We start from the raw sequence: 24,706 nt of genomic DNA on the forward strand, positions 1-24,706 counted from the left end.
AAGAACAGAGTTAGAAAGCTGTCATTGCGAACAAAGTGAAGCAATCTCAAGACTTTACGATAAGATTGCCACGCACCCTTCGGTGCTCGCAATGACATGATTAATAAGTGGGTGCGAAGTCTATCGCTGGTCTTGGGTCCCGGGGCGAACTTGACTTTTAATCAAACTTTGATGTAGGATTCCTGTCATATGTGGGGACTTCATTTTAAAAAAACCACCGGGATTTGGTTAATCGGGTCGATTATTCCGTTTTATTTGTTCCTGTCATTTTCGACGGTTGTATGTTCTTTCCATAAGCATTTGGAGAATGGATTTGCGCATGGAAGTCCTCATGCTTCTTCAAAAATGCCTCACCAGCACCACTCTTCTGACACGAATAAAGACTTTTGTAAATACGCCCAATGCTTTTCCGCCGACTTTTCAACCACTTCGGCTCTTCAAGACATCCCTTTAGATGTTGACGAAAAAGTTTTTCTTTCTTTGCCCTCAATACCATTCAAAGCCAGCGCTAACGAAATTTTTCTCCGGGGTCCTCCTTCCCTGGTTCATCTTTAATTTCTTTCCCATCACTTTCAAAAAAAACGAATGAATTGATCCAATTTTTTAAGGAAGGATTTTCCATGAAAAAATCTCTTACTATTTCTTTTTTATTTTTATTCATTACCATTTTTGGATTCGCATTTTCTCCTTGTTCTCTCTGGGCACACGGGATTGTGGGTCAGCGATTTTTCCCCGCCACCCTTTCAGTGGATGACCCATTTGTCGCCGACGAAATGACCCTTTTGGCGTATTCACATATTCCAAATCCCGAACCGGCAGATTCCACCCATACGTTATCCCAGGCGTATCACGCGGGAGTTTCGAAGCGTTTAACCCGGGATTTAGGGATTGAGCTGACGGCGGCTTATTTACAGGATCATTTCGATGGCGGCAATATCGAAGGTTTCGATAACCTTGCCGCGGCTGTTAAGTACGTCATGTTTAACAGCCCGGCCCATGAGTTTTTAATGGCCTCCTCTCTGGATTTTGATATTGGAGGAACGGGAACCAGGACAGTGGGCGACCCTTTTACCACGGTGACTCCGAATTTATTTTTTGGCTACGGGCTTGGAGATCTTCCTGATTCTCTGATGTATCTCCGTCCGTTTGCTATTACGGGTCAGGTTGGAATCGGGGTCCCGTTTACGGATGGAAGTTCTAATAACGGCACTTCAGATTACAGTTCTTCGCTGAATTACGGTTTTACCGTTATGTATAGTACGATGTACCTCCAATCGTTTGTAAAAGATATTGGGTTGCCCAAACCGTTTTCTCGAACCATTCCGGTGGTAGAGTTTACGTTTAATAATCCCATTAATGGACCCAATCAATATAACAGTCCCCAATCGTATGCCTATCCGGGATTTTTATGGATCGGAAAATATTGGGAATTAGGCTTGGAAGCCGTCGTGCCGATGAACAGCACGACCGGAAGTCAAACAGGGGTTCAGGCCCTGGTTCATCTTTTTTTGGATGACCTGGCTCCTCAAATTTTCACCAGAACCCTTTCGGGAGAGGTATTGGGCCCTACACAAACCAAATGAAACTTAAAACGATGACCATGAAGCAACTGGCTCTGCCAGTGACGGACTTGGGAATGGTCGTAGTTAGACCGAGCGTAAGGCGGAGTTCACGAAGGCCCCTGAATATAATGACAGGAGTCCTGTTAGGGCTCCTCCTGTTTTTACCCTGGGATGCCTTTGCCCATGTCTTTCCGGACCATTCAGATCCCAGGGTCGGATCAGAAATAAAAGATGCGCCTTCATCTGTCAGAATCTGGTTTGATGGACAGTTGGAGCCGATATTTTCTACTCTCCAGGTCTTTGATTCCTCCGGAAAAGAGGTGACTCATCAAGATGCTAGAGTGAACGAAAAAGACACGGCCATTCTGGAAGTTTCGATACCGCACCTTCCCCCGGGAAAGTATCAAGTGAATTGGAAAGCGTTGGCCAGAGACGGTCATCTGACCGAAGGAAAGTTTTACTTTACGATCAAATAAAACGGAGTGTGTGTCATGGGACACGAAATGCAGAGCATGGGCGCTGGTTTGGATTATCACTTTCTTTCCATGGTAAGTGTCCGCGGACTATGGCTTCTTCCTTTGATGTTTTTGACAGGGATTGTGGGTTTTCGTCTTTTTGTTTTTAATCCTTTATCGGGTTTATTGGGAGAAAAAAGCTGGGAAAAGGAGATTAAATTAAAAGTTGAGTCGTTGAGCCGCCGATGGATCAGTTTTCTAATGGTTTTCTTTGTTTTTTTGAGCATAGCGGCATTATTTTATGAAACTCACATGATAAGCGGCAAAAAAAATATGGACATCTTGCCTTATCTTTTAACGGTTCTTGAAAAAACGCATTGGGGCAGAATTTGGGTTGACCGGTTTCTCGTTTCTATTGTCCTGGAAATGTTTTGGTTTTCCTGTCTGAAACGCGACAGGTTTCCCTACCGATGGTTTTTTATTCTGCTCGTTTTTCTTTCCGGCACTTTTAGTCTGATCGGTCATCCTGCGGATAAAGGGGATTTTACCTGGCGGGTGTTGATAGATTTCGTTCATCTGGTTTCTGTTTCCGTTTGGATCGGCGGTTTGTTTCCTCTTATTTATCTCGTGACGGGTATCAAATCATCGAACCCGTCAGAGTTAACCGTATATTTAACCAGAATCGTTGAAAGGTTTTCTACCCTGGCGGTTATTTGTGTCGTATCGATGGGAGTGACGGGGCTTCTCGCCGTTTGGAACAGCTGGGGTCAATGGCCCGCCTGGGGTCTTCTTCTCAATTCAAATTATGGTGTTTTTTTCGTAACCAAAATGATTTTTGTATCGGGCGTTTTAGCCTGCGGCGCATTAAGCCGGTTTTATATTTTACCAGGCCTCCGAAAAATTCCTTCAGGCGGCGGGTCTTCCCTTGTAAATCATTTTTCTATTTTTTTAGCGATTGAATTGATTTTTGCCGCAGGGGTTCTCCTATCAGCATTTTTTCTGACTCAATCCACGCCTCCTTCCATTCATCTTCTTTAAATGACCTGTGGCATTCAGTGTTGCAAAAGATAATTTTTTTGGTGATATCCATGGGATTTTGTTATACTGGTCAGGTAAATTTGGAGTGAGGTTGAATGAAAAACTTGTTCGGGACCGATGGCATTCGGGGAATCGCCAATATGGAACCGATGACCTGTGAAACGATTATGAAGGTCGGGCGTGCGGCCGCGTATATTTTTAAAAATAAAAAGGGCCGTCACCGGATTGTGATTGGTAAAGATACCAGAATTTCAGGGTATATGCTGGAAAGCGCTTTGACCGCCGGAATCTGCTCGATGGGGGTCGACGTCTTATTGGTGGGTCCTATGCCGACCCCGGCCATTGCCCTTATGACCAGGAGTTTAAGGGCTGACGCAGGGGTCGTCATTTCGGCTTCTCACAATCCTTTTGAGGATAACGGGATTAAGTTTTTTTCCCCTGAAGGTTTAAAACTGCCTGATGAGGTAGAAAAAAGGATCGAAAAATTGGTTGAAACGGGAGAAATCGATTCCGTTCGACCCACGGCAAACGAAATTGGAAAAGCCTTTCGAATTGATGACGCAAGAGGAAGATATATCGAATTTGTCAAAAATACCGTTCCCAGAGGAATGGATTTTCAAGGATTGAAAATAGTCATCGATTGTGCCCATGGGGCTGCCTATCGGGTAACCCCCTCCGTTTTTAGAGAGTTGGGCGCGGAGGTGATTTTAATTGGCGATGTTCCCGACGGAATAAATATTAATAAAGAGTGCGGCGCCCTTTATCCCGATCAGTTAAAGGCGCTTGTAAAAGAACATCATGCAGACGTGGGCATTGCCCATGACGGGGATGCCGATCGGGTGATCTTCGTCGATCATCGAGGGGAGACGGTCGACGGAGACCAGGTGATGGCGGCGTGTGCCCTTCATTTGCAGAAAAATAACCTTTTAAAACGGAACACCCTGGTGGCCACCGTGATGAGTAACATGGGGCTGGAGGTGGCAATGAAAAAATCCAGCATTCGGGTCGTTCGAACCCCGGTCGGGGACCGGTATGTCCTGGAGAAAATGTTGAAGGAAGGGTATAACTTCGGGGGAGAACAATCGGGTCATATTATTTTTCTAGATTATAATACGACGGGAGATGGTCTGATAACCGCCCTTCAGATGGTTTCGTTGATGCAAAAAACCGGAAAATCCTTGTTCGATCTGGTGTCCTGCATGACAATCTATCCCCAGGTTTTGCTTAACGTCCGGGTCAACAAAAAAAGACCCCTTCAGGAAATTCCGGGATACTCTGCCCATCTGGCTTCTTTGGAAGAAAAATTAGGGGACAAGGGGAGAGTCTTGGTTCGTTATTCCGGCACCGAACCGCTCATCCGGATCATGATCGAAGGCGAAAATAAAGCCGTGATTCATGAAATGGCGAAAGAGCTGGCAGGAACGATTCAGAAAGGGATTAATGAGGGATAGGGATAAGGTGCAAAACAGCGAAACGTTAAAACATGATCCGGTGGAGAAAGTGGCAATGAATATGGCGGAAGGTTTAATGGACGAGTTAGAGAAAGAAGGAAAGGCGAAGAAAAAAGTAAAGGAAATCATTCAAAGTCGACTATTGTTTAAGGGGTTTCAACTCTACACCGGGATGATACTCACTCTTGTCGGTACGGCTATACGCAGGTGTGATGTTAGGCTCAATCGGGGCTGCCATTTTGCGGATGAACACTCTGTCTCTGATTTTTTGTGGAATCCTCTTTTATGTTCTAAATACCAAAGCCAATTACGAAGAGGCCTGGCTTTCGGAAAAATTTTCTGAATACGAATCCTATCGTCAAAAGACAAAAAAATTCATCCCATTTCTCTATTAAACTTTTTCTTCTCCGAAGTGAAGTTTTTCAATTTCCTCTTTCATTTTGGGAATCCAGTCAGCCAGAGGTTCTTCGGATTCAATCACAATTTCATATTTTCCGTTCGGAAGTTTACGGACCTTGCCCGGATGTTCCGGCCCCAGCGGGATTTCAATCATTTCTCTTGAAATACCCAGGTTGTCCGTTATTTCGAAGACCTGAAAAATCTCTTTCATTCCGACAATTTTAAGACCCATCCTTTATTTTCTCCTTAAAAGCAGTTTTTAATTCGTTCGGTTACGAATGAATCTACCATACTTTTTCTTTATTTCCTCTTGAATTTCCTCTGTTTTTAACCTATTGTTAGCCCCTATTATCACCTTTAGAATGAAATTATCCATGAAAAATAAAAACCCCAGTCTGACGAAATTCTTGTCAGCGATTTTGGGAATTTTCGTAATTTTTAATCTACCGGGATGTGCCACGTCTCCTCTCCCTGTTCCCCAGGGGCTGCCCCCGGCGCCTAAAATTGCGTTAGTGCTTGGCGGAGGGGCGGCAAGGGGTTTTGCCCATGTGGGTGTCATTCGCGTCCTGGAACAGGAAAAAATTCCCATCGACCTGATTGTGGGAACCAGCGTAGGGAGTCTTATCGGGGCGATTTATGCCGATACCCGTAGCAGCTTTGATCTTGAGGTGCTGGCCTTGAAACTTGAAAAAGACGATATCTTCGATTTTTCAGTTTTTTCATCGACCACCGGCCCCGTAAAGGGGGATCGGCTTGAAAAGTTTGTTCAGAGTAAGGTTAAAAAGGCGAATATTGAAGAGTTGCAGATTCCTTTTGCGGCGGTGGCTACCAATTTGCTGACCGGGGACCGGGTCGTGCTTGACCGGGGACCAATAGGCCGGGCCGTCAGGTCCAGCAGTTCGATACCCGGAGTTTTTACGCCTGTGTTTCACCAGAATATGAATCTTGTGGACGGGGGTGTCATCGACAATGTCCCGGTTGATGTTGCCAGGGAAAAAGGAGCCGACATCGTTATAGCCGTGAATATCGGCAAGAACGTCGCGAGCAAAAATGTGGGGAATATTATTGATATTACCCTTCAGGCGGTCAACATTATGTCCTATGAAATTTCAAAATTTAAAATGCAGGGTGCCGATATTTTGATCGAACCCAATGTTGGCGACGTCGGAATGATGGATTTTGGATACAAAGAATTCTGCATGCGGGCGGGAATTGACGCGGCTCAAAAGATGATGCCGGAATTAAAGAAAAAGATCGATGCCTGGATGCTGAAAAAGCAGTCCGTTCATAAAACCGGAGGGTAGGGATAAAAAATAAAAAGGTGGTTTCTCTACATTTTAGAATGTCGGGGTGGAGCCTATTATACCGGCATAACGACAGATGTGGTTCGTCGGATCGATCAACATAACCTTGGACGCGGTTCCCGCTTTACCCGCGGGAGGATTCCCGTAAAACTTTGCTATCAAGAAGCCTGCAGGAATCGTTCAGAAGCGTTGAAAAGAGAGATCATCGTAAAAGCCCTTTCGAAGAAAAGAAAGGAAAAGCTCATCAAACAAAACTTTATTTTTTCATAGAAAGGAAGCTTATCAGTGGGTCGGATCGAGTGGTTGTTTGAATATCTCCTGTGGAAAAGCCGGTATATCGTTTTAACCGCGGTTATCTCCAGCCTGCTCTCTTCGTTTATCTTGTTTTTTGTTGCGACAGGAGAAGTGTTTGGGCTGTTGGGAAAGGTTGTTGCAAAATATTTTTTTTCAGATCCTTCAAGCGCCATTTCTCATGTTTCTGAAGGATTTCATAACGATGTGGTAAGCACCGTCATTGGCGCGGTGGATGATTATCTCCTGGCCACCGTTCTATTGATTTTTGCTTTAGGTTTGTACGAATTATTTATTAGCAAAATCGATCATGCCGAGAAAGACGCGCAACACGGCTCAAGGATCCTTTTAATTAAAAACCTGGATGATTTAAAAGACCGCCTTGCGAAAGTGATTTTGATGATTTTAATCGTGACCTTTTTCAAAAACGTTATCCATTCAACATTTGAACAGCCGCTCCAGATTCTTTACCTTGGCGGAGGAATCCTGTTTGTAGCCCTGGCGCTTTATTTTACCCATCGTTCTCGTGTTTCTGAAGAATAGTGGTCCTGCATCCTTTTCATGTCTTCTTAAATGACTCACATCCTCCCAAGAACAGAGTTAGAAAGCTGTCATTGCGAACAAAGTGAAGCAATCTCAAGACTTTACGATAAGATTGCCACGCACCCTTCGGTGCTCGCAATGACATGATTAATAAGTGGGTGCGAAGTCTATCGCTGGTCTTGACCGCTTCCTGTATTTCGGCTATATTTTGTCTCTAACTTTTTTAACGCTATGCCGTGAGGAATGACGTGATTTTGACAGATCAAAAAACAAGAATCATCCACACTAAAGTGAATCATCCTTTTACCATAAAATTATGGGAAGACCGAACGACGGCTCATCGCTGGCATGTGGAGTTTGACCCGCTTTCTTTAAGCCTGATGGATGACGATTTTCAACGGACGACGATCGCTTCTACCGTCGATGCAGGCAACCGGGTTTTTGAGTTTAGGGCTTTGAAAACGGGCCTCCATCATTTAATTTTTGCAAAAAGAATGGGCGTGGTCGTAACAGAAGAGCATCGGGTTTATCAAATTATCGCCGAGTAATGCCTACACATGAAGATTAATGAGATTTTTTACAGCATTCAGGGTGAATCGACCTTTGCGGGGCTTCCCTGTACCTTAATCCGGACGACAGGGTGTCATTTAAGATGCGCCTGGTGTGATACCGCCTATGCGTTTTATGAGGGGAAAGAGCTTTCTTTAGAGGAGATTATTCAGCAGGTCGAGTCCATTCGATGCCGTCTGGTAGAAATCACCGGAGGGGAACCGCTTCTTCAGGAGGACTCCCTGGTTTTGATGGCGCGGCTACTGGATAAAGGGTTTAAGGTGCTTCTTGAAACCAGCGGAGGCGTAGACGTTGGCGCGGTGGACTCCAGGGTAAAAATTATTATGGATGTCAAATGTCCCGGAAGCGGGATGTCGGACCGAATGATTTGGAAAAACCTGAACCGGCTCAAGGAAACAGATGAGATTAAATTCGTCATTGCCAACAGGCAGGATTACGATTGGGCAAAGGAAACCCTCGAGGCCTATCAGCCTTCTCAGGAGATTCTTTTTTCTCCCGTTTTTGGAGAACAGGATCCCCAATCCCTCGCGGAGTGGGTTTTAAAAGACCGTTTACCGGTACGGTTTCAGCTTCAGATGCATAAACATATCTGGTCCCCGCAGGCACGCGGCGTCTAAAGTAGATACCCTGCGAGCAAAGCGAGCGAGAAGGGGAAGCTTCATTCGGCTTTGCCGATGAAGGGGGCGATGTGAGCCCCTAATTAATTGAAAGGGTTATCATGAACATTCAGGTTAAAAAGGGAAAAGTCACGCAGGGACAAAGTGAACTGGTCTTAATTCCCGTATTCGAAGAACCTCCCTTTGAAGGGGCTTTAAAAACCGCTGATAAGCATTTAAATGGAAAATTAAGCGAAATTTTTCAATCCGGGGAATTTAAGGGGAAACCCCGGGAAGTGCATCTTTTTCACACGCTGGGGGCTCTAAAAGCAAAACGGATTCTTCTGGTTGGACTGGGACAGCGAAAAAAATTGTCGCTCGACGTGCTGAGAGAGGCTTTTGGAAAGGCCGCTGCCACGATCCGAAAATCGGGAGTGAAAGGATTTATATCGCCTGTTGATTCAGGTCTGCTAAAAAAAGAAAAACTCCGTGATGTCGTTCAGGCGATGGTTGAAGGGAGCCTTCTTGGTTTGTATCAGTTTAATCTTTATAAAACAGAATCCCGGGAAGAGGAAAAAGAAGTCGATGAATGGACCCTGTTTGTTGAGGATGAAAAGAAAATAGGGGAGGCGGAAAAAGGGGTAAAAATCGGTCAGATTATTTCAGAAGGGGTTTATTTGGCCCGGGACCTGGGGAACCATCCGTCTAACGCGGTAACGCCTTCGAGGTTGGCCGAAGAAGCTCAAAAGATAGCAAGAGAATTTCCAGTGAGGGTCACAGTCCTGGAACGTGAAGATATGGAAGAACTTAAGATGGGTTCCTTCCTGGGGGTTTCCAAAGGGAGTGAGGAACCTCCAAAATTCATTGTAATGGAATATACACCGCTTAAAAAAGCCAGGCCGTTGGTGCTGGTAGGAAAATCAATTACATTTGATTCCGGCGGGATTTCGTTAAAACCGGCAGAGAAAATGGAGCAGATGAAAGGGGATATGTCGGGAGGAGCCGCTGTTCTTGCTATCCTTAAAGTTGCCGCTCGGTTAAAGCTTCAGATTAACCTGATTGGAATTTTGCCGTCGACCGAAAATCTTCCGAGCGGAACTGCTACGAAACCGGGGGATGTCCTCACCTCTCTATCGGGAAAGACCATTGAGGTCATTAATACCGATGCCGAAGGCCGGCTGATTCTGGCCGACGCGCTGACTTATGCCCAGCGGTTTAATCCCGAAGCCATTATTGACCTGGCCACTTTAACGGGTGCGGTTGTCGTCGCGTTGGGGAGCGAGGCCATTGGTCTGTTGGGCACTTCGCCCGATCTTAAAGAAAAAATAAAAAAAGCCGGAGAAAAAACCGGAGAACGGGTCTGGGAACTCCCCTTGTGGGAAGGTTACTATGATTTAATTAAAAGCGATATCGCCGATATTAAAAATACCGGGGGACGGAGCGCAGGCACGATTACAGCGGCCGCGTTCTTGAGCAAATTTGTAGAAAACACCCCGTGGGTTCATCTCGATATCGCAGCCGTGGCCTGGACGGAATCGGACCGGCCCTATATTCCGAAAGGGAACAGCGGGGTGGGGGTCAGGCTGTTGACTCAATACTTAATGGATCTGGAGAGCCGATAATGGATTTAAAAGAACGGGTTGGCCAGCTCCTGATGGTCGGATTTGACGGGTACGCGCCCTCAAAGGAAGTCCTGACCATGATTAAAAAATACAGGGTGGGGGGAGTCATTTTATTTAAAAGAAATATCCAGTCCTTGCCCCAGCTCGTTAAACTCACTCAGGAGCTTCAAAAGGCATCTCCGGAGACCCCGCTTTTAATCGGTATTGACCAGGAAGGGGGGAGCGTATCAAGACTTTCCGGGGAATTTACTGTTTTTCCACCGATGGCGGTTATCGGAAGCCATAATTCCGTTCCTTTAGCTTACAGCGTTGGGGAGGTTACGGCCCGGGAATTAAAGGCTGTCGGCATTCATTTGAATTTCGCCCCTGTGCTGGATATCAACAGCAACAAAAAGAATCCGGTGATCGGCGACCGGGCTTTTGGGGACACCCCGTCCATTGTCAGTAAACTGGGTCTCGCCGTGATCATGGGGCATCAGGATAATGGCGTCATTGCCTGCGGAAAACATTTCCCGGGCCATGGCGACACCTCGACCGATTCTCATAAAACGCTTCCTGAAGTTGAACATGGTCTGGAGCGGCTTCTCGATTTTGAACTTCGGCCTTTTCAGCACGCGGTTGCCAACCGGTTGGAGGCCCTGATGACGGCGCACATCCTTTTTACAAAAATTGACCCCGAAAAACCGGCCTCTCTTTCAAAAAAGATTGTTACCTCCATTCTTCGGGAGGGGATGAATTATGATGGACTGGTGATGAGTGATGATTTGGAGATGCAGGCGATTTTGGACCATTATTCGGTAAAAGACGCGGCGGTCAAGGCCATCTTAGCCGGGTCGGACATCGTTTTGGTCTGTCACAAATTCGATCTTCAGGAACAGGCCTGGGACGGTCTCTTCAATGCTTCCAGTAAAGGAACGATTTCAGAAAAGAGATTGGAACAGTCTTTAAACCGGATTTCAAAAATAAAAGAGAAATACGTTTTGTCTGCCGCCATGCCCAGGCTTAAACAGGCCCAAGAAATAGTAGGTCAGGAGTTCCACAAAGAGACGCTGTCGAAGGTCTTAACACCTCCCAAAAAGAATTTGGCGTCATCCGTTTCATAAAACCCGGAGCCGCGGGTTTCGTTTTTGCTTTTTATTCCGTATAACAGGAAAGTAAAAATTCGTTATTTAGCCGATGGCTTTGGTTGTGAGTTTCTTTTGGTTTGTGGTAAGATCAACCCATGTCAAAGCGGCCGATTCTTTATTTAATTGACGGAAGTTCCTATATTTACAGGGCTTTTTACGGCATCCGGGCTTTAAAAACCAGCAAGGGTTTTCCGACCAATGCGGTTTACGGCTTCATTACAATGCTCCTGAAAATTCTTAAAGAAAAACAGCCCGATTATCTTGCCATTGCGTTTGACCCAAAAGGGCCCACGCAGAGAAATCATCAGTATCACGAATATAAGTCCCATCGTCCTCCGATGCCCGAAGAATTAGTGCCGCAAATTCCTTTTATTCACCGGGCCGTCGAAGGGTTTCAAATTCCGGTTTTGCTGGAGTCCGGCTACGAAGCCGATGATTTAATCGGAACATTCGCCCGGCTGGCCACTGAAAAAAATCTGGAGGTCGTGATTGTGACGGGTGATAAGGACATGCTTCAACTGGTGTCTCCCCAGGTCTGGATTTACGATCCGATGAAAGACAAAACCATCAGAACGGAAGAGGTCTTGTCCCGTTTTGGGGTGGGGCCGGACCGGGTGGTTGAAATTATGGGACTCATGGGGGATTCAAGCGACAACATTCCCGGCGTCCCGGGAATCGGAGAAAAAACCGCGGCGCGGCTGATTAAGGAATATGGGTCAGTGGATCATTTATTAGATTCCCTGGATCAAATAAAATCCTCAAAATTAAGAGAAAATTTAGTGGAACATGCCGAAATAGCGAGACTCAGCCGGGATCTGGCGACGATTGATCTTCAGGCGCCTCATTCCATTTCTGTTGAAGAATTGAAGGTAAAGGAGGCGGATGCCGAAAAACTTAAAAGCCTTTTTATGGAATTGGAGTTTTACTCTCTCTTAAAAATTTTTCAGGAAGAAAAACCAAAAACTTCCGAATTTAAAATCGTCGACTCTCAGAATGAGCTGAATTCGTTTATGGCCATGGTGAAAAAGGCGGGAGAATTGATCCTGGAGCCGTTTTACTTTGGAGCCTCGCCCAAAGAGAGTGAATTTATCGGACTTGGTTTAGGCATTGAAAACGCTCAAACCGGCATTCGACTGTTTGTGGCTGAAAGCGTGCCTTATTTCTCGAATCTCAAACCGCTTTTAGAGGATCCCGAAATCAAAAAAACAGGCCATGATCTGAAAACGGCCATCCTTTTGTTAAAGCAAAAACAGATCGATTTAAAGGGTGTTTATTTTGATACGATGATAGCCTCCTATTTAATTCATCCCAATAATCATAAGCATACGCTTGAAGAAATTGCCCTTGAGCACCTCCAAATTCAGAAAACCTTGAAAAAGGACCTTTTTGCGGCCGATTTCCAGGGCTCCCTTTTTAATTCGGTCAGCTTGAATAAAGCGGCTGCTTTTTCCTGCGAAGCGGTCAGTCTGATTGGCGGGGTCAAAGGGCCGCTCTCCTCTCTATTGGAAAAGTATCAGTTAAATCATCTGTTTTACGAAATGGAAATTCCCCTTCTTTGCGTGTTGGCTGAAATGGAAAAGACCGGGATCAAAATAGATGTCAACCTGCTCGAAAATTTATCAAAGGAACTGGATCAGCAGATCAATGCCCTGATTGAAAAGATTTATTCTCTGGCCGGAGGACAGTTTAACATTAATTCTCCCAAACAGTTGGCTGAAATTTTATTTGAACGTTTAAAACTGACTCCGCTTAGAAAAACAAAAACCGGCTATTCGACAGATGAAGGGGTCCTGACTCAGTTAGCCGTTCAACATGAGCTGCCGGCTGAGATCGTGAATTACCGGCAACTGACTAAACTAAAATCGACCTATGTAGACGTTTTGCCCAAAATGGTGAATCCGGATACCGGCCGGCTTCATACCTCGTTTAACCAGACTGTCGCCGCTACCGGAAGACTCTCGAGCAGCGATCCCAATCTTCAAAACATCCCGGTTCGCGGAGAATGGGGAACCCGAATCCGGCAGGCTTTTATTGCCGAAAAGGGGTGGAAAGTCTTATCGGCGGATTATAATCAAATCGAACTCCGAATACTCGCCCATATGTCGAGTGACCAGAAACTGATCCAATCGTTTATAAAAGGAGAAGATGTTCATCGCAGAACCGCCGCTCAAATTTTTCAAATCCCTCCCGATCAGATTACCAAAGAGATGCGGAGAGCGGCAAAAACGATTAATTTTGGTATTATCTACGGTATGGGGGCGTTTAGTCTTGCCTCCGACCTGGGCATCACCCAGCGTGAGGCTAAAAAATATATCGAAAGTTATTTTTCTTATTACGATGGGGTGAAGGCTTTTATTGAAAGAACCGTCTCGGAGGCGAAAACCAATGGTTTTGTCACCACTCTTTTTAATCGCAGAAGGTTAATCCCCGATCTCAGCAGTCCCAACGCCGCGGTTCGTTCATTTGGAGAGCGGACGGCGATTAACACGCCCATACAGGGGAGCGCCGCGGATATCATTAAAATGGCCATGATTTCCATTGAAAAAAAGATAAAGGAAGGAAAAAGAATTCGATTGACTCTTCAAATTCACGATGAATTACTTTTTGAAGTTCCAGAGGAGCAGATGGACGAAAATAAGGCGTTCATCCAAAATGAAATGGAACAGGTCACCCGGCTTTCCGTGCCGATTACGGTGGATATTGGAGTAGGAAACAACTGGAGCGAAGCCCATTAAAAACCGTTTTCCCAAAGAACTCAATTCAAAACAAAAAAAATTCCTTCAAGAGCAGTTCCGGAATTTGTCCGACAAAGAAATGTCCAGAACCTTGCGTCTGGACAAAGCTTCGATTCGAAACGCCCTTGAGGAATTAGGGTTGAAAAGGGAGGAAACAGCCCCCCAAACAGAGGTTTCGTTAAAATTCCACTTCATCGCTGTTTTATTTATTTTCTTTTCAATTCTACTGGCCTACGGACATACTCTGAACTACGCTTTTCATTTTGATGATTTAAAGACATTTGTCGAAAACCCTAACCTTCACATCAAGGATCTCTCCTGGAACCATCTCTCGCCCATTCTTCACGCAAACCGTCCCATTGCCAATTTAACCTATGCCTTAAATTTTTATTTTGACCGCCTGGAGACAAGAGGCTATCACCTGGTGAACATTTTAATTCATTTTGTGACGGCGGTTCTAGTTTATTTTATCTTCTTAAAGACCCTTTCTTTGCCCGGCCTGGAGGAGCCTTTTTCAACATTAACCTTTTATCGGGATAAAATATCTCTATTGGGCGCTCTCCTTTGGGCGGTCCATCCGGTTCAAACTCAGGCGGTGACTTATGTGGTTCAACGGATGGCGAGTCTGGCGGCCATGTTTTACCTCCTTTCCCTTTTGGCTTATATCCAGGGAAGGTTGAGTCGGGGCAAAGGCTCCCGGTGGTGGCTGGGTTTCTCTGCTTTATCAGCCCTTTTGGCGTTTGGAACGAAGGAAAACACACTAACGCTCCCCGTTATAATCGGTTTATATGACCTTTTTCTGATCAGTCGTTTTAAAATTCATTTTTCACGCCGTCATATGATCATCCTTTTGGGTCTGTTAGCCGGGTTGATCGTTGGAGGGAGCTGGATTTATAAACTGTATGGAAGCACGGGAGGTTTTCTTTCCATGCTCTCGGCTAACTACGGGACGGACGAAATGGATTCCATGTTACGGGTGATGACCGAATGGCGGGTCATAATCCTTTACCTGACGTTGTTACTGTTTCCTTATCCGGGAAGGATGAGCCTGGACTATGATTTTCCGATGTCCCAGTCCCTTTTTAATCCGATCACGACTTTTTTGTCCCTATTGGTTATCCTGGGTTTAATCGGTTATTCCCTTCGCATTGCGAAAAAACGCCCTTTGATTGCCTTTTCCATCCTCTGGTTTTTTATTAATCTTGCGATGGAATCGACCTTCATCAAGCTGGATCTGGTTTTCGAACATCGGCTCTATCTTCCTTCGGTCATGTTTTTTTTGCTCTTTTCCGCCGGAATTTATCTTCTGGCCTTGCGGTTTCATATTCAACGACAGGAAATTGTTTTAACAACCGCAGCGATTCTGATCGGCGCTTTACTTTTTATGACCCATGAGCGGAATAAGATCTGGAAGAATTCGGTTTCCTTATGGTCAGATGTTGCCTTAAAAGCTCCCAATAAGTCCCGCGTTATCAATAATTTGGGAAAAGCTTATCTGGAGGAAGAACAGTGGAGCCGGGCAAAATCGAATTTCGCCGAAGCCATTCGGTTGAACCCTAAAAACCAGGAGGCGTTAAATAATTTAGGAAATGCCTACCAGCGGGATGGAGACTATGAAAGGGCCATAAAATATTACCAGGCCGTTCTCGAATTAAATCAAAACAATCCCCTGGGACATAATGATTTAGGAGTGGCCTATCAGGCCCTGGGTAAAAGCGCTCTCGCGTTGGAGGAATTCAGGAAGGCCGTTGAATTGGATCCGTACTATACTGACGCGCACAATAATCTTGGAAACATTTATTTATTATCGAGCCAGCTCGATCTGGCGATGGTTGAATATCAAAAAACCATTGACTTAAATCCAAAACATCCGATGGCGCACACGAATCTCGGTCTTTTATACCAAAAGCAGGGAAAGTCAAAAGAAGCCATCGCAGAACTCAGGATGGGTTTAAGCTTTAATCCGAGATCGGCAATCGCCCAGTTTAATTACGGCTATCTGTTAGATATGATGGGTCAGAAAAATGAAGCCATCGTCCATTATGAAGAGGCCATTAAATGGGCGGCGCCGCAAGATGCGGCACAGGTAGAGATGGTGAAACAGAGATTAAAAATCTTAAAAGGTTGAAAGCGTAGAATAATAGAATTTTAATTTTTACCCACATTGTTTAAAGAACTTTTAAAACGTTGTTTTCATTTTGAATGATTGACACCGGGAACACTCCCTGGTCGGTAACTCTCCAGATCGATCATAATAAATTGAAATCTGATTGTTTTCATTATTTAATAGCTTTCCATAATTTTTTTACAATCTAATTCATCCGACAAAGCTGCGTTGATTCCCATAAGAAAGTCCCTAACTTTTTGCATCTTTTTTCTGAGTGATTCAAGACCAATATGAACATGTCCCCCAAAGAACTTTTTTCCATTTTTATCGGTGTCATAACGGAACACCTGGGCTTTGGGATCAATTACATCAAATTCTTTTATTACTTGCTTAACAATGGTTGGTATAGGATCTTTCCATTGTTTAGCGCATTTTTTTGAAATGTAACTAAAAAGATCCTGTAATGTATGAGTTGGATTCTTTTTTTGAAAAGAAGTTCCTTCTAAAGCCTCGAATTGAGAAACAATCTCCTTGAGAATAATTTCAATAAAATGTCGATATAGGAAGCATATTGGATAAACGAGGAAATCCATTTCATGCCTCTCCAGAGCTTCATCAACAAGATGATTTGCTCCTCTGTAATACCCCTCTGCAATTGCAAAAGTTTCATTGCCAAAGCCGAACCAGCCAATAACGGCATTCTCTCTCCCATCTAATTTTTCCGGCACAAAAACCTTTTTACGCATTTTACAAATCTCCTTATCAAAATCGCTTTCAAAAATGGATTAAGCAGTGGATATCATCTGTTTTGAATAGGATTCCCTGTTGCTAAAAACTATACCAAATGAATAGAGGGCTGTCCAATTATTGGCCTTGGGGTACCATATTTACTAATGAACTTTTAGAGAGTCCGTTTCATGTAGTCACAACGAGCTTTTGCTATTAATTTCTTTTGCCGTTACTTGATGACCTCGTAAAAAGTCTGAAACAACCTATTTTATCATTCTGAGCGAACCGAAAAACCTAATGTAATCATTTATGTATAAGCCCTTCATTTCATTCAGTGATATTGTGAGACTTTTTACGGTGTTATTACCTAATTTGACTTTAGACATAAATAAGTTACTCTTTTTAAGAGAACAGTGGAAGATGACATTCTAATTAAAACAAAAATGGCATTACTATAAATAACTTGCCAAAACACTTGAATAAATTCGGGAGGTTTAATTTATATGGCTTCACCATTAAATTTTCACGATGGTTTTTAAAAATGTCTTTATGATCTGTTTGTAAATTTTGAAAAGGAAGACTTAATTTTATTAAAAGGAGGTACTAAATATAAAATTGCCAATAAACAAGTTGATGTATATTTTAGCTATGAAGATTTGCATGTTGTATTTGAATGCAAAGCTGGTGATAATCCCGACGTGCGAAGTGGAGTAGACCATTTATATGGCATCATTAATAATTCCAAAAGAGATGGACAAGAGTGGAAAGGTGTTGTAGTAGTTGATCAGCAATTTAACGATATTGGCAAAGAACATTTCACGTTTGCCGGGAATCGTGGAATATCCATCTGGTCAATTGAAACGTTAAAACGGTATCAAAACCTCATAGAAGCTTTAAATCCTGACCTGGCGTTGCTTTCTTTGCTTAAAGCGGAATTCGGTTATGTACAGTCTACGCTTGAAATTATCTCTGTGCCAGCCATTAAAACCACCCGTTTCGGCAAGGATATTTATTCTTTTACAATACCTGCAAACATTTTAATGAAATTAGTTTACGTTTCAAGGGCAACCGAGTCTATCTCTAGTGAAGAAAATGAAGATGGATATCAAAGAATAGTAAACCCCAGAAGATTAAGTGAAATTGCAAAAATAATTGAGGAGAAGGAGATTGAAGCCAATTTTCCAAATAACCTTATTGTAGCTTTTGGTGATAATGTTGAGTTTGAACCTATCAAGGGAGATTTGGGATTTTTGAAGATACCCAAAAGATATGGCGTTGCATGGCTTATTGATGGTCAACATAGGTTGTTTTCGTTCTGTAAAATTAAGGATCCGCAATTAAAAGAAAATTTTTCATTTTTAGTTTCTGGATTCGTAGGACTAAAGGCAAGTGAACAAGCCAAGATTTTTCGGACTATCAATAATGAACAAAAAAGAATAGATCCGAATTTAATAGATTTTATATTAAGTAAAGAACTGGAAGGAGGATATTTATCGATAGCCGCCAAGACAATTCTGGAATTCCGCCATAATAATATTTTTGATACTGATATTAAATGTGGTTTTAATAAAGGATGGCTCAATTTACATACTTTAGTGAGGGCATTGACTGAATATGGGTTAATTACATCACGTGGTGGTTTAATCCAAAAAGACTCAAGTGATGATAAAACACCATTGAAAATTTTAAAGAATTATTTTGGAGCGATAAAAGAATCATGTCGTAGCAACTGGAAAAAGGGCAAAAGTAAAAGTGGATTTGTTCAAACAAACAACGGCCTTGCCATATTAATTTGGGCGCTAAGTAAAATATTAAAATATGAGGATACCGGTGATAAGGAACGTAATTTAAATAAGGCTGACAAAAAACTATTTCGAAAATATCTGGATAAACTGAATTATTTTAGATTTGAGGATGAATGGCGAAAGGCCAATAGCGAAGCCTCACGAAAGGATATTGTAGAGGTGCTTCTTAATAAAATGAATCGGAATGTTCATTGACATATTTAAGTAGTGCCTTCATACATGAACGGAGATTTCCGTTTAACTTAAACAGTTAAATTCTAATAACGTTGAGCCACCTTTTTACAAGGAAATAATTTGAATTCTCTCAAAAAATGGGTCGGCGCGTTAATTAATAATGTAATTGCAAACCTAATCGCAGCTTTGATAATTTCAGCAATCGGGACAAAATTGCTTATGCCTTTTTTGGAACAAATATGGACAAAATTATACTCCGTGGTGATTTTTATTTCTGTTTTAGGAATCTATTATTTTGTTAGATTTCAATATCGCTTTTGGCAATTCTTTCTGAAAATGAAAGATCAGATTGAGTTTGTTCCCAGATCCGATGGAATAAAAATTTATGAAGACAATGGGATTTGTAGGGTCTCATTACATTTATATGCTTTAAATTTTTTTCCATATTTGGACTTGGAATTACAACCATTAAGGATCGACATTGACGATAAAATAAATTGTATATCTGAATCATTTATTTTAAAACGCAGTTCATTAACATCTGTGGAATTTAGGGCAATTCTTAACTCTGATCAAGGGCAATGGCTTAAAGAAATGGCTCAAGATAAAAAAGATGTCAGGATAAATGGGACAGCAAAACTCTCATTCTTTATGAGTATAAGAAAAATTGAAAAAGGTTTTACGCTCGAAGGTGTTAGGGTAAAATAAAAAGTTTCATTGGTTTGCCTGAAAATGAAATTAATTTATTTAATTTTCCAGGGGATTAACTTTCTGTCTTTAACGTTTTTATTGATATTTACCATTACTTCTTGAAGTTGAATTAATTCTTCAATCTTTTTTTCCATAGATTGTTTGGCCCAGAGTTTTCTCTGCCGTTTTTTCGATCTAAAGATTTTTTCAGCAAGTTTTCCAGCTTGAGCAAAATAATCTTTCTTTTCTTTTTGAGTCATAACTTTTTCCATTTTTCATATAAATGATGGCGTTTTAAAATATCGATTAAAAGGGCCTCATTTAGTTTTGTTTCTTCTTTTAATAAATCAATTTTTCTTAGATCCTGACTGCGTCCGGTTTTTAAGGCTATTGCGATCAGATATTCCGGTCCAAATACTTTTGCTTTGATTTTCTTATATGTTTTTTCAACCGATTTTTCCAGGGCTTCCAGGGTAAGCTCATCATATACAGGAATAAAATCAACCGGAATTCCTTCAATGATAAAATGTTGTCCTTCCATTTTATAGCCTGATTTTTTGAGGTATTCGTATATTGAACCTAAATGGATAATTCCCGTAGGCATAATGTGGAGAGAGATAAAAACATCCAGGTCTTTTGTGCTGATTGTCTCTGTGTAAAACATAACACCTATTGCGCCACCAATTGCGTAAGATTTGATGATGTTTTTACTTACAAGCTCATTAAGAATTTTAACTGTCTTTTCCATTGATTCCTGTTATTCCTGAAACACTGCCTGGCCTGTACCCTTCCAGATCAAGCGTGATAAATTGAAATCCGATTTTTTTCAACTCCTGAACGACGGATTCTCTTAACCCGGGATCCAGCAACCGGGGGAATTCCTCCCGGGAAACTTCAATCCGGGCAATATTTTCATGGTGACGGACACGACATTGAATGAACCCATATTTTTTCAGCACAGCCTCCGCGGCTTCTATCTCGGTTAACCGTTGATGCGTGATTTCTGTTCCGTAAGGAATCCGTGAAGAAAGGCAGGCGGCCGCCGGTTTATTCCAAATCGAGAGACCCAGGCGCCTGCTTAGCGTCCGAATCTCCTCTTTGTTCAGGCCGGCATCCAGGAGTGGAGCGTGAATCCCGAATTCACGCGCGGCCTTCATTCCCGGACGGAACTCTTTTAAATCATCCTGGTTGGCGCCGTAGGCCACGGCTTGAAAGCCTTTTTCGAGGGCCAATTCTTTTAATTTCGTAAAGAGCTCCGTTTTACAGAGATAACACCGGTTTTCCTGGTTTAAAGAATATCCGGGGATGTCCAGTTCGTCATATTCGATAAAAAAATGGTTTGCGCCGATTTCCCCTGCCACCTGCAGGGTGGATTCTTTTTCCTGTTGGGCGAGAGTGGGCGAAACGGCAGTACAGGCGGCCGCTTTCTCTCCTAAAACATCATGGGAAACCTTTAATAAAAGGGCACTGTCGACCCCGCCTGAAAAAGCCACAAGAAGTGAATGGTGTTGTGCGATGAGTTGTTTTAAACGTTGAAATTTTTGATCAAGCATGGTCAGGGCTGTTTCGTCTTTTCCTTTTGAATGGAAATGGACTGGTTTACGCCAATTTTTGCTTCGGATTGTTTTCCTATTGCAACGAGAACAAACCGGTCGGGATCAAGGTACTGTCTGGCGACCCGTTGAACTTCCTCAGCCGTGACCTTTTTAATCCGTTGAGCATATTTGTCAAAGTAATCGAGACCGAGGCCATAAAATTCCTGATAGATCAGGATTCCGGCTAATTTGGCGTGAGTATCCATTTTCAGGGGAAAGCTGCCGATTAAATAATCTTTTGCCTCTTGAAGTTCAACGGGTGAGACCGGTTCGTTTCTCATTTTTCTGATTTCATTCAAAACCTCGGATATTGCCTCATTGGCCGAACTGTTTTTGGTTTGAAGGGTCACCTCAAAACTCCCCGTTTCCAGACGGGAATCAAAATGACTGAACAAGCCATAGACCAGTCCTTTATTGTCCCTGATATTGGTCATCATACGGGAAGAAAATCCTCCCCCTCCCAAAATATAGTTCATCACCAGAAGAGAATAATAGTCCGGATTCATTCTGGGGATCCCGGTATGTCCCAAGATGATCGACGTTTGTGTCAGATCTTTGTCGATAACCATGATCTCTTTTTTATCAATTTTCGGAGGGAGAGGGTTTTTCGAATGGATTTGAGGCTTTGGGTTCCAAAGCCGAAAATATTTTTCAGCGTAAGTTTTTGCTTCTTCTTCCGTTAAATCTCCCACAAAAGCAAGGATGGCTCCCCTGGGATTGTAAGCGGTCTGATAAAATCTCACGATGTCTTCACGTGTAATCCTTTTGATCGTTTCTTCATCTCCTTCGAGCGGTTGGTGATAGGGGTGTTTCCCGAAGATGGCCCTGTCAAACGCTTTAGCGGCGATGGTTTCAGGATCGTCCTTTTCATTGTCAAGATGTCCGAGAAGCTCGGTTTTTTCTCTGGACACTTCCTCTTCAGGGAATTGCGGATTGATGAGGATGTCGGAAAATAAAGTCAGACCTTTCTCTAGATCTTTTTTTAAAAGTTTTGAGGAAAAGGTGACGTAATCCGATCCCGGAGAGGCATTGAACTCGGTTCCCAGGGCATCCCATTCATCGGCAATCTGTTTCGACGACCGGTTTTTTGTCCCTTCCTCAAGAAGGCTTGCGGTGAGATAGGCCAGGCCGGCCTTTGGTTCGCTGTCCAGGATGGAACCGGCTCTCACCAGAAGATCGACCTGCACCATCGGGAGAGAATGTGTTTCAACAAGAAGGACCGTGATGCCGTTCGCTGTTTCTATTTTTTTAGCGGGAATGGCTCCCCACACGGGATTGAGGCTGATGAAGAGAAAACAAAAGAGGATTCCTAAAGACCGGTTAAACATGGGATCCTTTCTGAAAGGTCAGTTTTTTTCATTTGACGGAGGAAGAAGCACTCCCGTGGTTTTGAAATCAGGACTCAAATATTTTCTGGCCACCCTTTGAATATCCTCCGCGGAAACTTTTTTGATTGAGTCGAGATACGTATCGAAATAATGGACGCCTGCTCCGACGCTTTCAGCGATTCCCAGCTGCATGGCGACAAAAAAATTAGAATCCCTGCTTAAAATAAACTGTGTTTCAATCTGGTTTTTTGCTTTTTGAAGCTCTATTTCCGTTATGGGAACGGTTTTGATGAGATCAATTTCAGATAAAATAGCGGCTTCCAACGCTTCAACGGTTTTCCCCGCCTGGGGTTTGCCATAAAACAAAAAAAACGCGGGATCCGCCGAAAGGGAGTTGTAGTCTGTTCCGGTTTCAAGAGCGATTTTCTTTTCATAGACCAGGTGACGATACAACCTGGAGCTTTTCCCCGTTGAAATCAATGCCCCCAGAACGGTCAGAGGATATTGATCGGCCTCTTTAAAATTAGGCGCTTTAAATCCAATCAGCACGATTGGATTCTGCGCCTCTTTCTTAACGATAAACCTTCTTTCCCCTTTTTGTTCAGGTTCCTCGATCTGAACCGGAGGGGGCACGGGTCCCGCGGGAACCGGTTCGAAATATTTCTGAATTTCAGGAAGAATAGTTTTGGAATTAAAGTCCCCTACCATGACCAGAGCGGCGTTGTTTGGAAGATAATATTTTTTATAATGGTCGAAAATATCCTGGCGGGTCAGATGGTCCAGATCGGTCATCCACCCGATGATGGGAGAATGGTAAGGATGAGCGATAAAAGCCTGGGCATAGAGCTGTTCTGACAAAAAATCAAACGGATTATCGTCGGTCCTCATTCTCCGTTCCTCTTTAACGACGTTCCGCTCCAGTTGAAACTCATTTGGATCAATGGAAAGATGACCCATTCGGTCCGATTCCAGATCAAACGAAAGGGCGATCCGGTCGCTTGAAAAATTTTCAAAATAGGCGGTATAGTCCTGAGCGGTAAAGGCATTGTCGTTTCCCCCGTTTTTCTGGACCAGCCTTGAAAATATTCCTTTTCCGTATTTAGGGGTGCCCTTAAACATCATATGTTCCATCAGATGCGACAGTCCGGTTTTCCCTGTGACTTCATTTCTTGACCCGACCTTATACCAGACCTGAACCGTTGCGACGGGGGCTTTATGTTCCTCCACGAGAATGACTTTAAGGCCGTTTTTTAAAACGGTTTCTGAAAGGGAAAATTGCAGATTCTCCTTGCCGTGGCTGACGGCCGGAAATAATGCCATTAAAACCGCCAACAACAGAGCGGCTGAGAAAGTAAGGGGGAGTCTGGTCGTCTTCATGAGGCTCCTTTCAGGTCAGCAAGGAAGAAGAGTCCAAATGGATCAGTTGTCCGCAGGCGGCCAGGATGTCGTTCCCCCTGCTTTTTCGAATAAAGGTCGTTAAATTAGCGTCGATGAGTATTTTTTGGAATGCAAGCACCGTGGACTCCGGGGGCCGTTTAAAGGTTGAGCCTGGATATTCATTAAAAGGGATTAAGTTGACCTTGCTGGGAATTCCCTTTAAAAGTTTTGGAATTCTTCTTGCCTCTTCGAGGGAGTCATTGATTCCCTCAAGAAGGACATATTCGAAAAAAATCCTTCGGCGGGGGAGAAGAGGAAAATTTCTGCAGGCTTCGAGGAGCATTTCAAGCGGGTAGGTTTTGTTGATCGGCATGATCAGGTCCCGGATGGCGTTGGTCGTGGCATTCAATGAGACGGCCAGATTGACCTGACGGGGGAGTTCTCCCAGTTTTTGTATGCCCGGAACCATTCCCGCCGTTGAAACGGTAATCCGCCGGGGAGAAAAAGTGCAGGCGTTAGAATCGGTCAGCCGATCGATGGCTTCTGCGACCTCCTGAAAGTTAGCGAGAGGTTCCCCCATTCCCATCATCACGATATTGGTTACCTCGAGTTCTTTCGAAACGATTAAAAATTGGTCGACGATTTCATGTGCTTTTAAATTCCGCTTCAATCCCCCTTTGGCGGTCAGGCAAAACTGGCAATCGAGGCCGCATCCCGCCTGGGTCGAAATACAGAGGGTTTTACGCTCTTTGTCAGGAATTAAAACGGCTTCAATCTGTTCGTCATCCTCTAATTTAAACTGAAACTTCAGTGTGCCGTCGTGAGACGGGCATTTACGGACGATTTCGAGCGAGCTGACATAACCGTTTTCTTCCAAAAAAAGACGCTCTTTCTTGGAAAAATCGGTGAGTTGATCCAGCCGGCCTATTTTTTTGTTATAGATCCAATGAATGAGCTGTTTGGTCCGGTAAGACGGAAAATCATGCCGGTCAAACCATTCCTTTAAATGGCTGAAAGAGGGCGCTTTAAGGTCTTTTTTGATGGACGGCATTTTGTAAAGATACCATAGTTGATGGTCTCGTAAGAAGTCATGCGGCAAATTGAGGGGCAAACGGGGTATAAGTCCACGGCAGGCGGGCCCATTGCCGAACATTTACGATTGCGTTAAAAGCTTGTTCTTTGATCGTGTGAAAAAGGCCTGAAATACC

Annotated in this window: 25 protein-coding genes; 17 read left to right on the forward strand and 8 right to left on the reverse strand. The window is 43.5% G+C overall.

Features of this window, described 5'->3' with window-relative positions; all coding sequences use genetic code 11:
* The first annotated feature begins 189 nt into the window (after positions 1–189).
* The 6 genes from HYR79_11640 (at position 190) to HYR79_11665 (ending at position 4,849) form a co-directional block, all read left to right on the forward strand.
* On the forward strand, positions 190–555 hold the full coding sequence (locus tag HYR79_11640; GenBank protein MBI1822350.1) for a hypothetical protein: 366 nt from the start codon (positions 190–192) through the stop codon (positions 553–555).
* Positions 556–620: 65 nt separating this feature from the next.
* On the forward strand, positions 621–1,583 hold the full coding sequence (locus HYR79_11645) for a hypothetical protein (GenBank protein ID MBI1822351.1): 963 nt from the start codon (positions 621–623) through the stop codon (positions 1,581–1,583).
* 107 nt (positions 1,584–1,690) lie between these two features.
* Positions 1,691–2,038 carry a copper resistance protein CopC gene (locus tag HYR79_11650; GenBank protein ID MBI1822352.1) on the forward strand — a complete coding sequence of 116 codons (348 nt, stop codon included), beginning with the start codon at positions 1,691–1,693 and terminating at the stop codon, positions 2,036–2,038.
* Positions 2,039–2,053: 15 nt separating this feature from the next.
* A complete protein-coding gene (locus HYR79_11655) occupies positions 2,054–3,055 on the forward strand; it encodes a CopD family protein (protein ID MBI1822353.1) in 1,002 nt (333 codons plus the stop codon).
* Positions 3,056–3,150: 95 nt separating this feature from the next.
* Positions 3,151–4,506 (forward strand): phosphoglucosamine mutase, encoded by a 1,356-nt coding sequence (locus tag HYR79_11660; GenBank protein ID MBI1822354.1) that lies wholly within the window; start codon positions 3,151–3,153, stop codon positions 4,504–4,506.
* Positions 4,496–4,849: a hypothetical protein gene (locus HYR79_11665; protein ID MBI1822355.1), complete on the forward strand. Its 354-nt coding sequence runs from the start codon at positions 4,496–4,498 to the stop codon at positions 4,847–4,849. The genes HYR79_11660 and HYR79_11665 overlap by 11 nt, the downstream gene beginning before the upstream one ends.
* A 48-nt stretch (positions 4,850–4,897) precedes the next feature.
* Here HYR79_11665 and HYR79_11670 read toward each other — a convergent pair whose 3' ends face one another.
* Positions 4,898–5,137, reverse strand: a complete 240-nt coding sequence (locus HYR79_11670; GenBank protein ID MBI1822356.1) for a hypothetical protein — start codon at positions 5,135–5,137, stop codon at positions 4,898–4,900.
* A 142-nt stretch (positions 5,138–5,279) separates the two neighbouring features.
* Here HYR79_11670 and HYR79_11675 point away from each other — a divergent pair, with 142 nt between their 5' ends.
* From HYR79_11675 to HYR79_11715, 9 genes are all read left to right on the forward strand, one after another.
* On the forward strand, positions 5,280–6,209 hold the full coding sequence (locus tag HYR79_11675) for a patatin-like phospholipase family protein (GenBank protein ID MBI1822357.1): 930 nt from the start codon (positions 5,280–5,282) through the stop codon (positions 6,207–6,209).
* A 9-nt stretch (positions 6,210–6,218) separates the two neighbouring features.
* Positions 6,219–6,479: a GIY-YIG nuclease family protein gene (locus HYR79_11680; protein ID MBI1822358.1), complete on the forward strand. Its 261-nt coding sequence runs from the start codon at positions 6,219–6,221 to the stop codon at positions 6,477–6,479.
* A gap of 24 nt (positions 6,480–6,503) precedes the next feature.
* Positions 6,504–7,043 carry a YqhA family protein gene (locus tag HYR79_11685; GenBank protein ID MBI1822359.1) on the forward strand — a complete coding sequence of 180 codons (540 nt, stop codon included), beginning with the start codon at positions 6,504–6,506 and terminating at the stop codon, positions 7,041–7,043.
* Between the two features lie 248 nt (positions 7,044–7,291).
* Entirely contained in the window at positions 7,292–7,591 is a 300-nt protein-coding gene (locus tag HYR79_11690) for a protease inhibitor I42 family protein (protein ID MBI1822360.1), read from the forward strand.
* Between the two features lie 9 nt (positions 7,592–7,600).
* On the forward strand, positions 7,601–8,230 hold the full coding sequence (locus HYR79_11695; GenBank protein MBI1822361.1) for a radical SAM protein: 630 nt from the start codon (positions 7,601–7,603) through the stop codon (positions 8,228–8,230).
* A 101-nt stretch (positions 8,231–8,331) separates the two neighbouring features.
* Positions 8,332–9,831, forward strand: coding sequence for a leucyl aminopeptidase (locus HYR79_11700; GenBank protein MBI1822362.1), 1,500 nt, complete (start codon positions 8,332–8,334; stop codon positions 9,829–9,831).
* Positions 9,831–10,934 (forward strand): beta-N-acetylhexosaminidase, encoded by a 1,104-nt coding sequence (gene nagZ, locus HYR79_11705; GenBank protein MBI1822363.1) that lies wholly within the window; start codon positions 9,831–9,833, stop codon positions 10,932–10,934. Before HYR79_11700 ends, nagZ begins: the two co-directional genes overlap by 1 nt.
* A gap of 119 nt (positions 10,935–11,053) precedes the next feature.
* Positions 11,054–13,693: a DNA polymerase I gene (polA, locus tag HYR79_11710; GenBank protein MBI1822364.1), complete on the forward strand. Its 2,640-nt coding sequence runs from the start codon at positions 11,054–11,056 to the stop codon at positions 13,691–13,693.
* A gap of 64 nt (positions 13,694–13,757) precedes the next feature.
* Positions 13,758–15,821, forward strand: a complete 2,064-nt coding sequence (locus HYR79_11715) for a tetratricopeptide repeat protein (protein ID MBI1822365.1) — start codon at positions 13,758–13,760, stop codon at positions 15,819–15,821.
* A 155-nt stretch (positions 15,822–15,976) separates the two neighbouring features.
* Here HYR79_11715 and HYR79_11720 read toward each other — a convergent pair whose 3' ends face one another.
* On the reverse strand, positions 15,977–16,546 hold the full coding sequence (locus HYR79_11720; protein ID MBI1822366.1) for a hypothetical protein: 570 nt from the start codon (positions 16,544–16,546) through the stop codon (positions 15,977–15,979).
* A gap of 639 nt (positions 16,547–17,185) precedes the next feature.
* Between HYR79_11720 and HYR79_11725 the strand changes: the two genes are divergently transcribed.
* Entirely contained in the window at positions 17,186–18,529 is a 1,344-nt protein-coding gene (locus HYR79_11725) for a DGQHR domain-containing protein (protein ID MBI1822367.1), read from the forward strand.
* A gap of 99 nt (positions 18,530–18,628) precedes the next feature.
* Positions 18,629–19,216, forward strand: coding sequence for a hypothetical protein (locus tag HYR79_11730; GenBank protein MBI1822368.1), 588 nt, complete (start codon positions 18,629–18,631; stop codon positions 19,214–19,216).
* A gap of 35 nt (positions 19,217–19,251) precedes the next feature.
* On the opposite strand, the gene HYR79_11735 is transcribed toward HYR79_11730, so the two are convergent.
* The 6 genes from HYR79_11735 to rlmN form a co-directional block, all read right to left on the reverse strand.
* A complete protein-coding gene (locus HYR79_11735) occupies positions 19,252–19,458 on the reverse strand; it encodes a hypothetical protein (protein MBI1822369.1) in 207 nt (68 codons plus the stop codon).
* Positions 19,455–19,946, reverse strand: a complete 492-nt coding sequence (locus tag HYR79_11740) for a nucleotidyltransferase (protein ID MBI1822370.1) — start codon at positions 19,944–19,946, stop codon at positions 19,455–19,457. The genes HYR79_11735 and HYR79_11740 overlap by 4 nt, the downstream gene beginning before the upstream one ends.
* Positions 19,930–20,751, reverse strand: a complete 822-nt coding sequence (gene larE / locus HYR79_11745; protein MBI1822371.1) for an ATP-dependent sacrificial sulfur transferase LarE — start codon at positions 20,749–20,751, stop codon at positions 19,930–19,932. Before larE ends, HYR79_11740 begins: the two co-directional genes overlap by 17 nt.
* A gap of 2 nt (positions 20,752–20,753) precedes the next feature.
* Positions 20,754–22,121 (reverse strand): insulinase family protein, encoded by a 1,368-nt coding sequence (locus HYR79_11750; GenBank protein ID MBI1822372.1) that lies wholly within the window; start codon positions 22,119–22,121, stop codon positions 20,754–20,756.
* Positions 22,122–22,139: 18 nt separating this feature from the next.
* Entirely contained in the window at positions 22,140–23,441 is a 1,302-nt protein-coding gene (locus HYR79_11755) for an insulinase family protein (GenBank protein MBI1822373.1), read from the reverse strand.
* Positions 23,442–23,508: 67 nt separating this feature from the next.
* Positions 23,509–24,549 (reverse strand): 23S rRNA (adenine(2503)-C(2))-methyltransferase RlmN, encoded by a 1,041-nt coding sequence (gene rlmN / locus HYR79_11760; protein ID MBI1822374.1) that lies wholly within the window; start codon positions 24,547–24,549, stop codon positions 23,509–23,511.
* Positions 24,550–24,706 lie beyond the last annotated feature (157 nt).

Source organism: Nitrospirota bacterium (assembly GCA_016178585.1).
Classification (GTDB): Bacteria; Nitrospirota; Nitrospiria; order JACQBW01; family JACQBW01; genus JACOTA01.

Coding starts and splice junctions, on each gene's coding strand:
- HYR79_11640 (MBI1822350.1), top strand. CDS start 190: ATGTGGGGACTTCATTTTAAAAAAACCACCGGGATTTGGTTAATCGGG.
- HYR79_11645 (MBI1822351.1), top strand. CDS start 621: ATGAAAAAATCTCTTACTATTTCTTTTTTATTTTTATTCATTACCATT.
- HYR79_11650 (MBI1822352.1), top strand. CDS start 1,691: ATGACAGGAGTCCTGTTAGGGCTCCTCCTGTTTTTACCCTGGGATGCC.
- HYR79_11655 (MBI1822353.1), top strand. CDS start 2,054: ATGGGACACGAAATGCAGAGCATGGGCGCTGGTTTGGATTATCACTTT.
- HYR79_11660 (MBI1822354.1), top strand. CDS start 3,151: ATGAAAAACTTGTTCGGGACCGATGGCATTCGGGGAATCGCCAATATG.
- HYR79_11665 (MBI1822355.1), top strand. CDS start 4,496: ATGAGGGATAGGGATAAGGTGCAAAACAGCGAAACGTTAAAACATGAT.
- HYR79_11670 (MBI1822356.1), bottom strand. CDS start 5,137: ATGGGTCTTAAAATTGTCGGAATGAAAGAGATTTTTCAGGTCTTCGAA.
- HYR79_11675 (MBI1822357.1), top strand. CDS start 5,280: ATGAAAAATAAAAACCCCAGTCTGACGAAATTCTTGTCAGCGATTTTG.
- HYR79_11695 (MBI1822361.1), top strand. CDS start 7,601: ATGAAGATTAATGAGATTTTTTACAGCATTCAGGGTGAATCGACCTTT.
- HYR79_11700 (MBI1822362.1), top strand. CDS start 8,332: ATGAACATTCAGGTTAAAAAGGGAAAAGTCACGCAGGGACAAAGTGAA.
- nagZ (MBI1822363.1), top strand. CDS start 9,831: ATGGATTTAAAAGAACGGGTTGGCCAGCTCCTGATGGTCGGATTTGAC.
- polA (MBI1822364.1), top strand. CDS start 11,054: ATGTCAAAGCGGCCGATTCTTTATTTAATTGACGGAAGTTCCTATATT.
- HYR79_11720 (MBI1822366.1), bottom strand. CDS start 16,546: ATGCGTAAAAAGGTTTTTGTGCCGGAAAAATTAGATGGGAGAGAGAAT.
- HYR79_11735 (MBI1822369.1), bottom strand. CDS start 19,458: ATGACTCAAAAAGAAAAGAAAGATTATTTTGCTCAAGCTGGAAAACTT.
- HYR79_11740 (MBI1822370.1), bottom strand. CDS start 19,946: ATGGAAAAGACAGTTAAAATTCTTAATGAGCTTGTAAGTAAAAACATC.
- larE (MBI1822371.1), bottom strand. CDS start 20,751: ATGCTTGATCAAAAATTTCAACGTTTAAAACAACTCATCGCACAACAC.
- HYR79_11750 (MBI1822372.1), bottom strand. CDS start 22,121: ATGTTTAACCGGTCTTTAGGAATCCTCTTTTGTTTTCTCTTCATCAGC.
- HYR79_11755 (MBI1822373.1), bottom strand. CDS start 23,441: ATGGCATTATTTCCGGCCGTCAGCCACGGCAAGGAGAATCTGCAATTT.
- rlmN (MBI1822374.1), bottom strand. CDS start 24,549: ATGCCGTCCATCAAAAAAGACCTTAAAGCGCCCTCTTTCAGCCATTTA.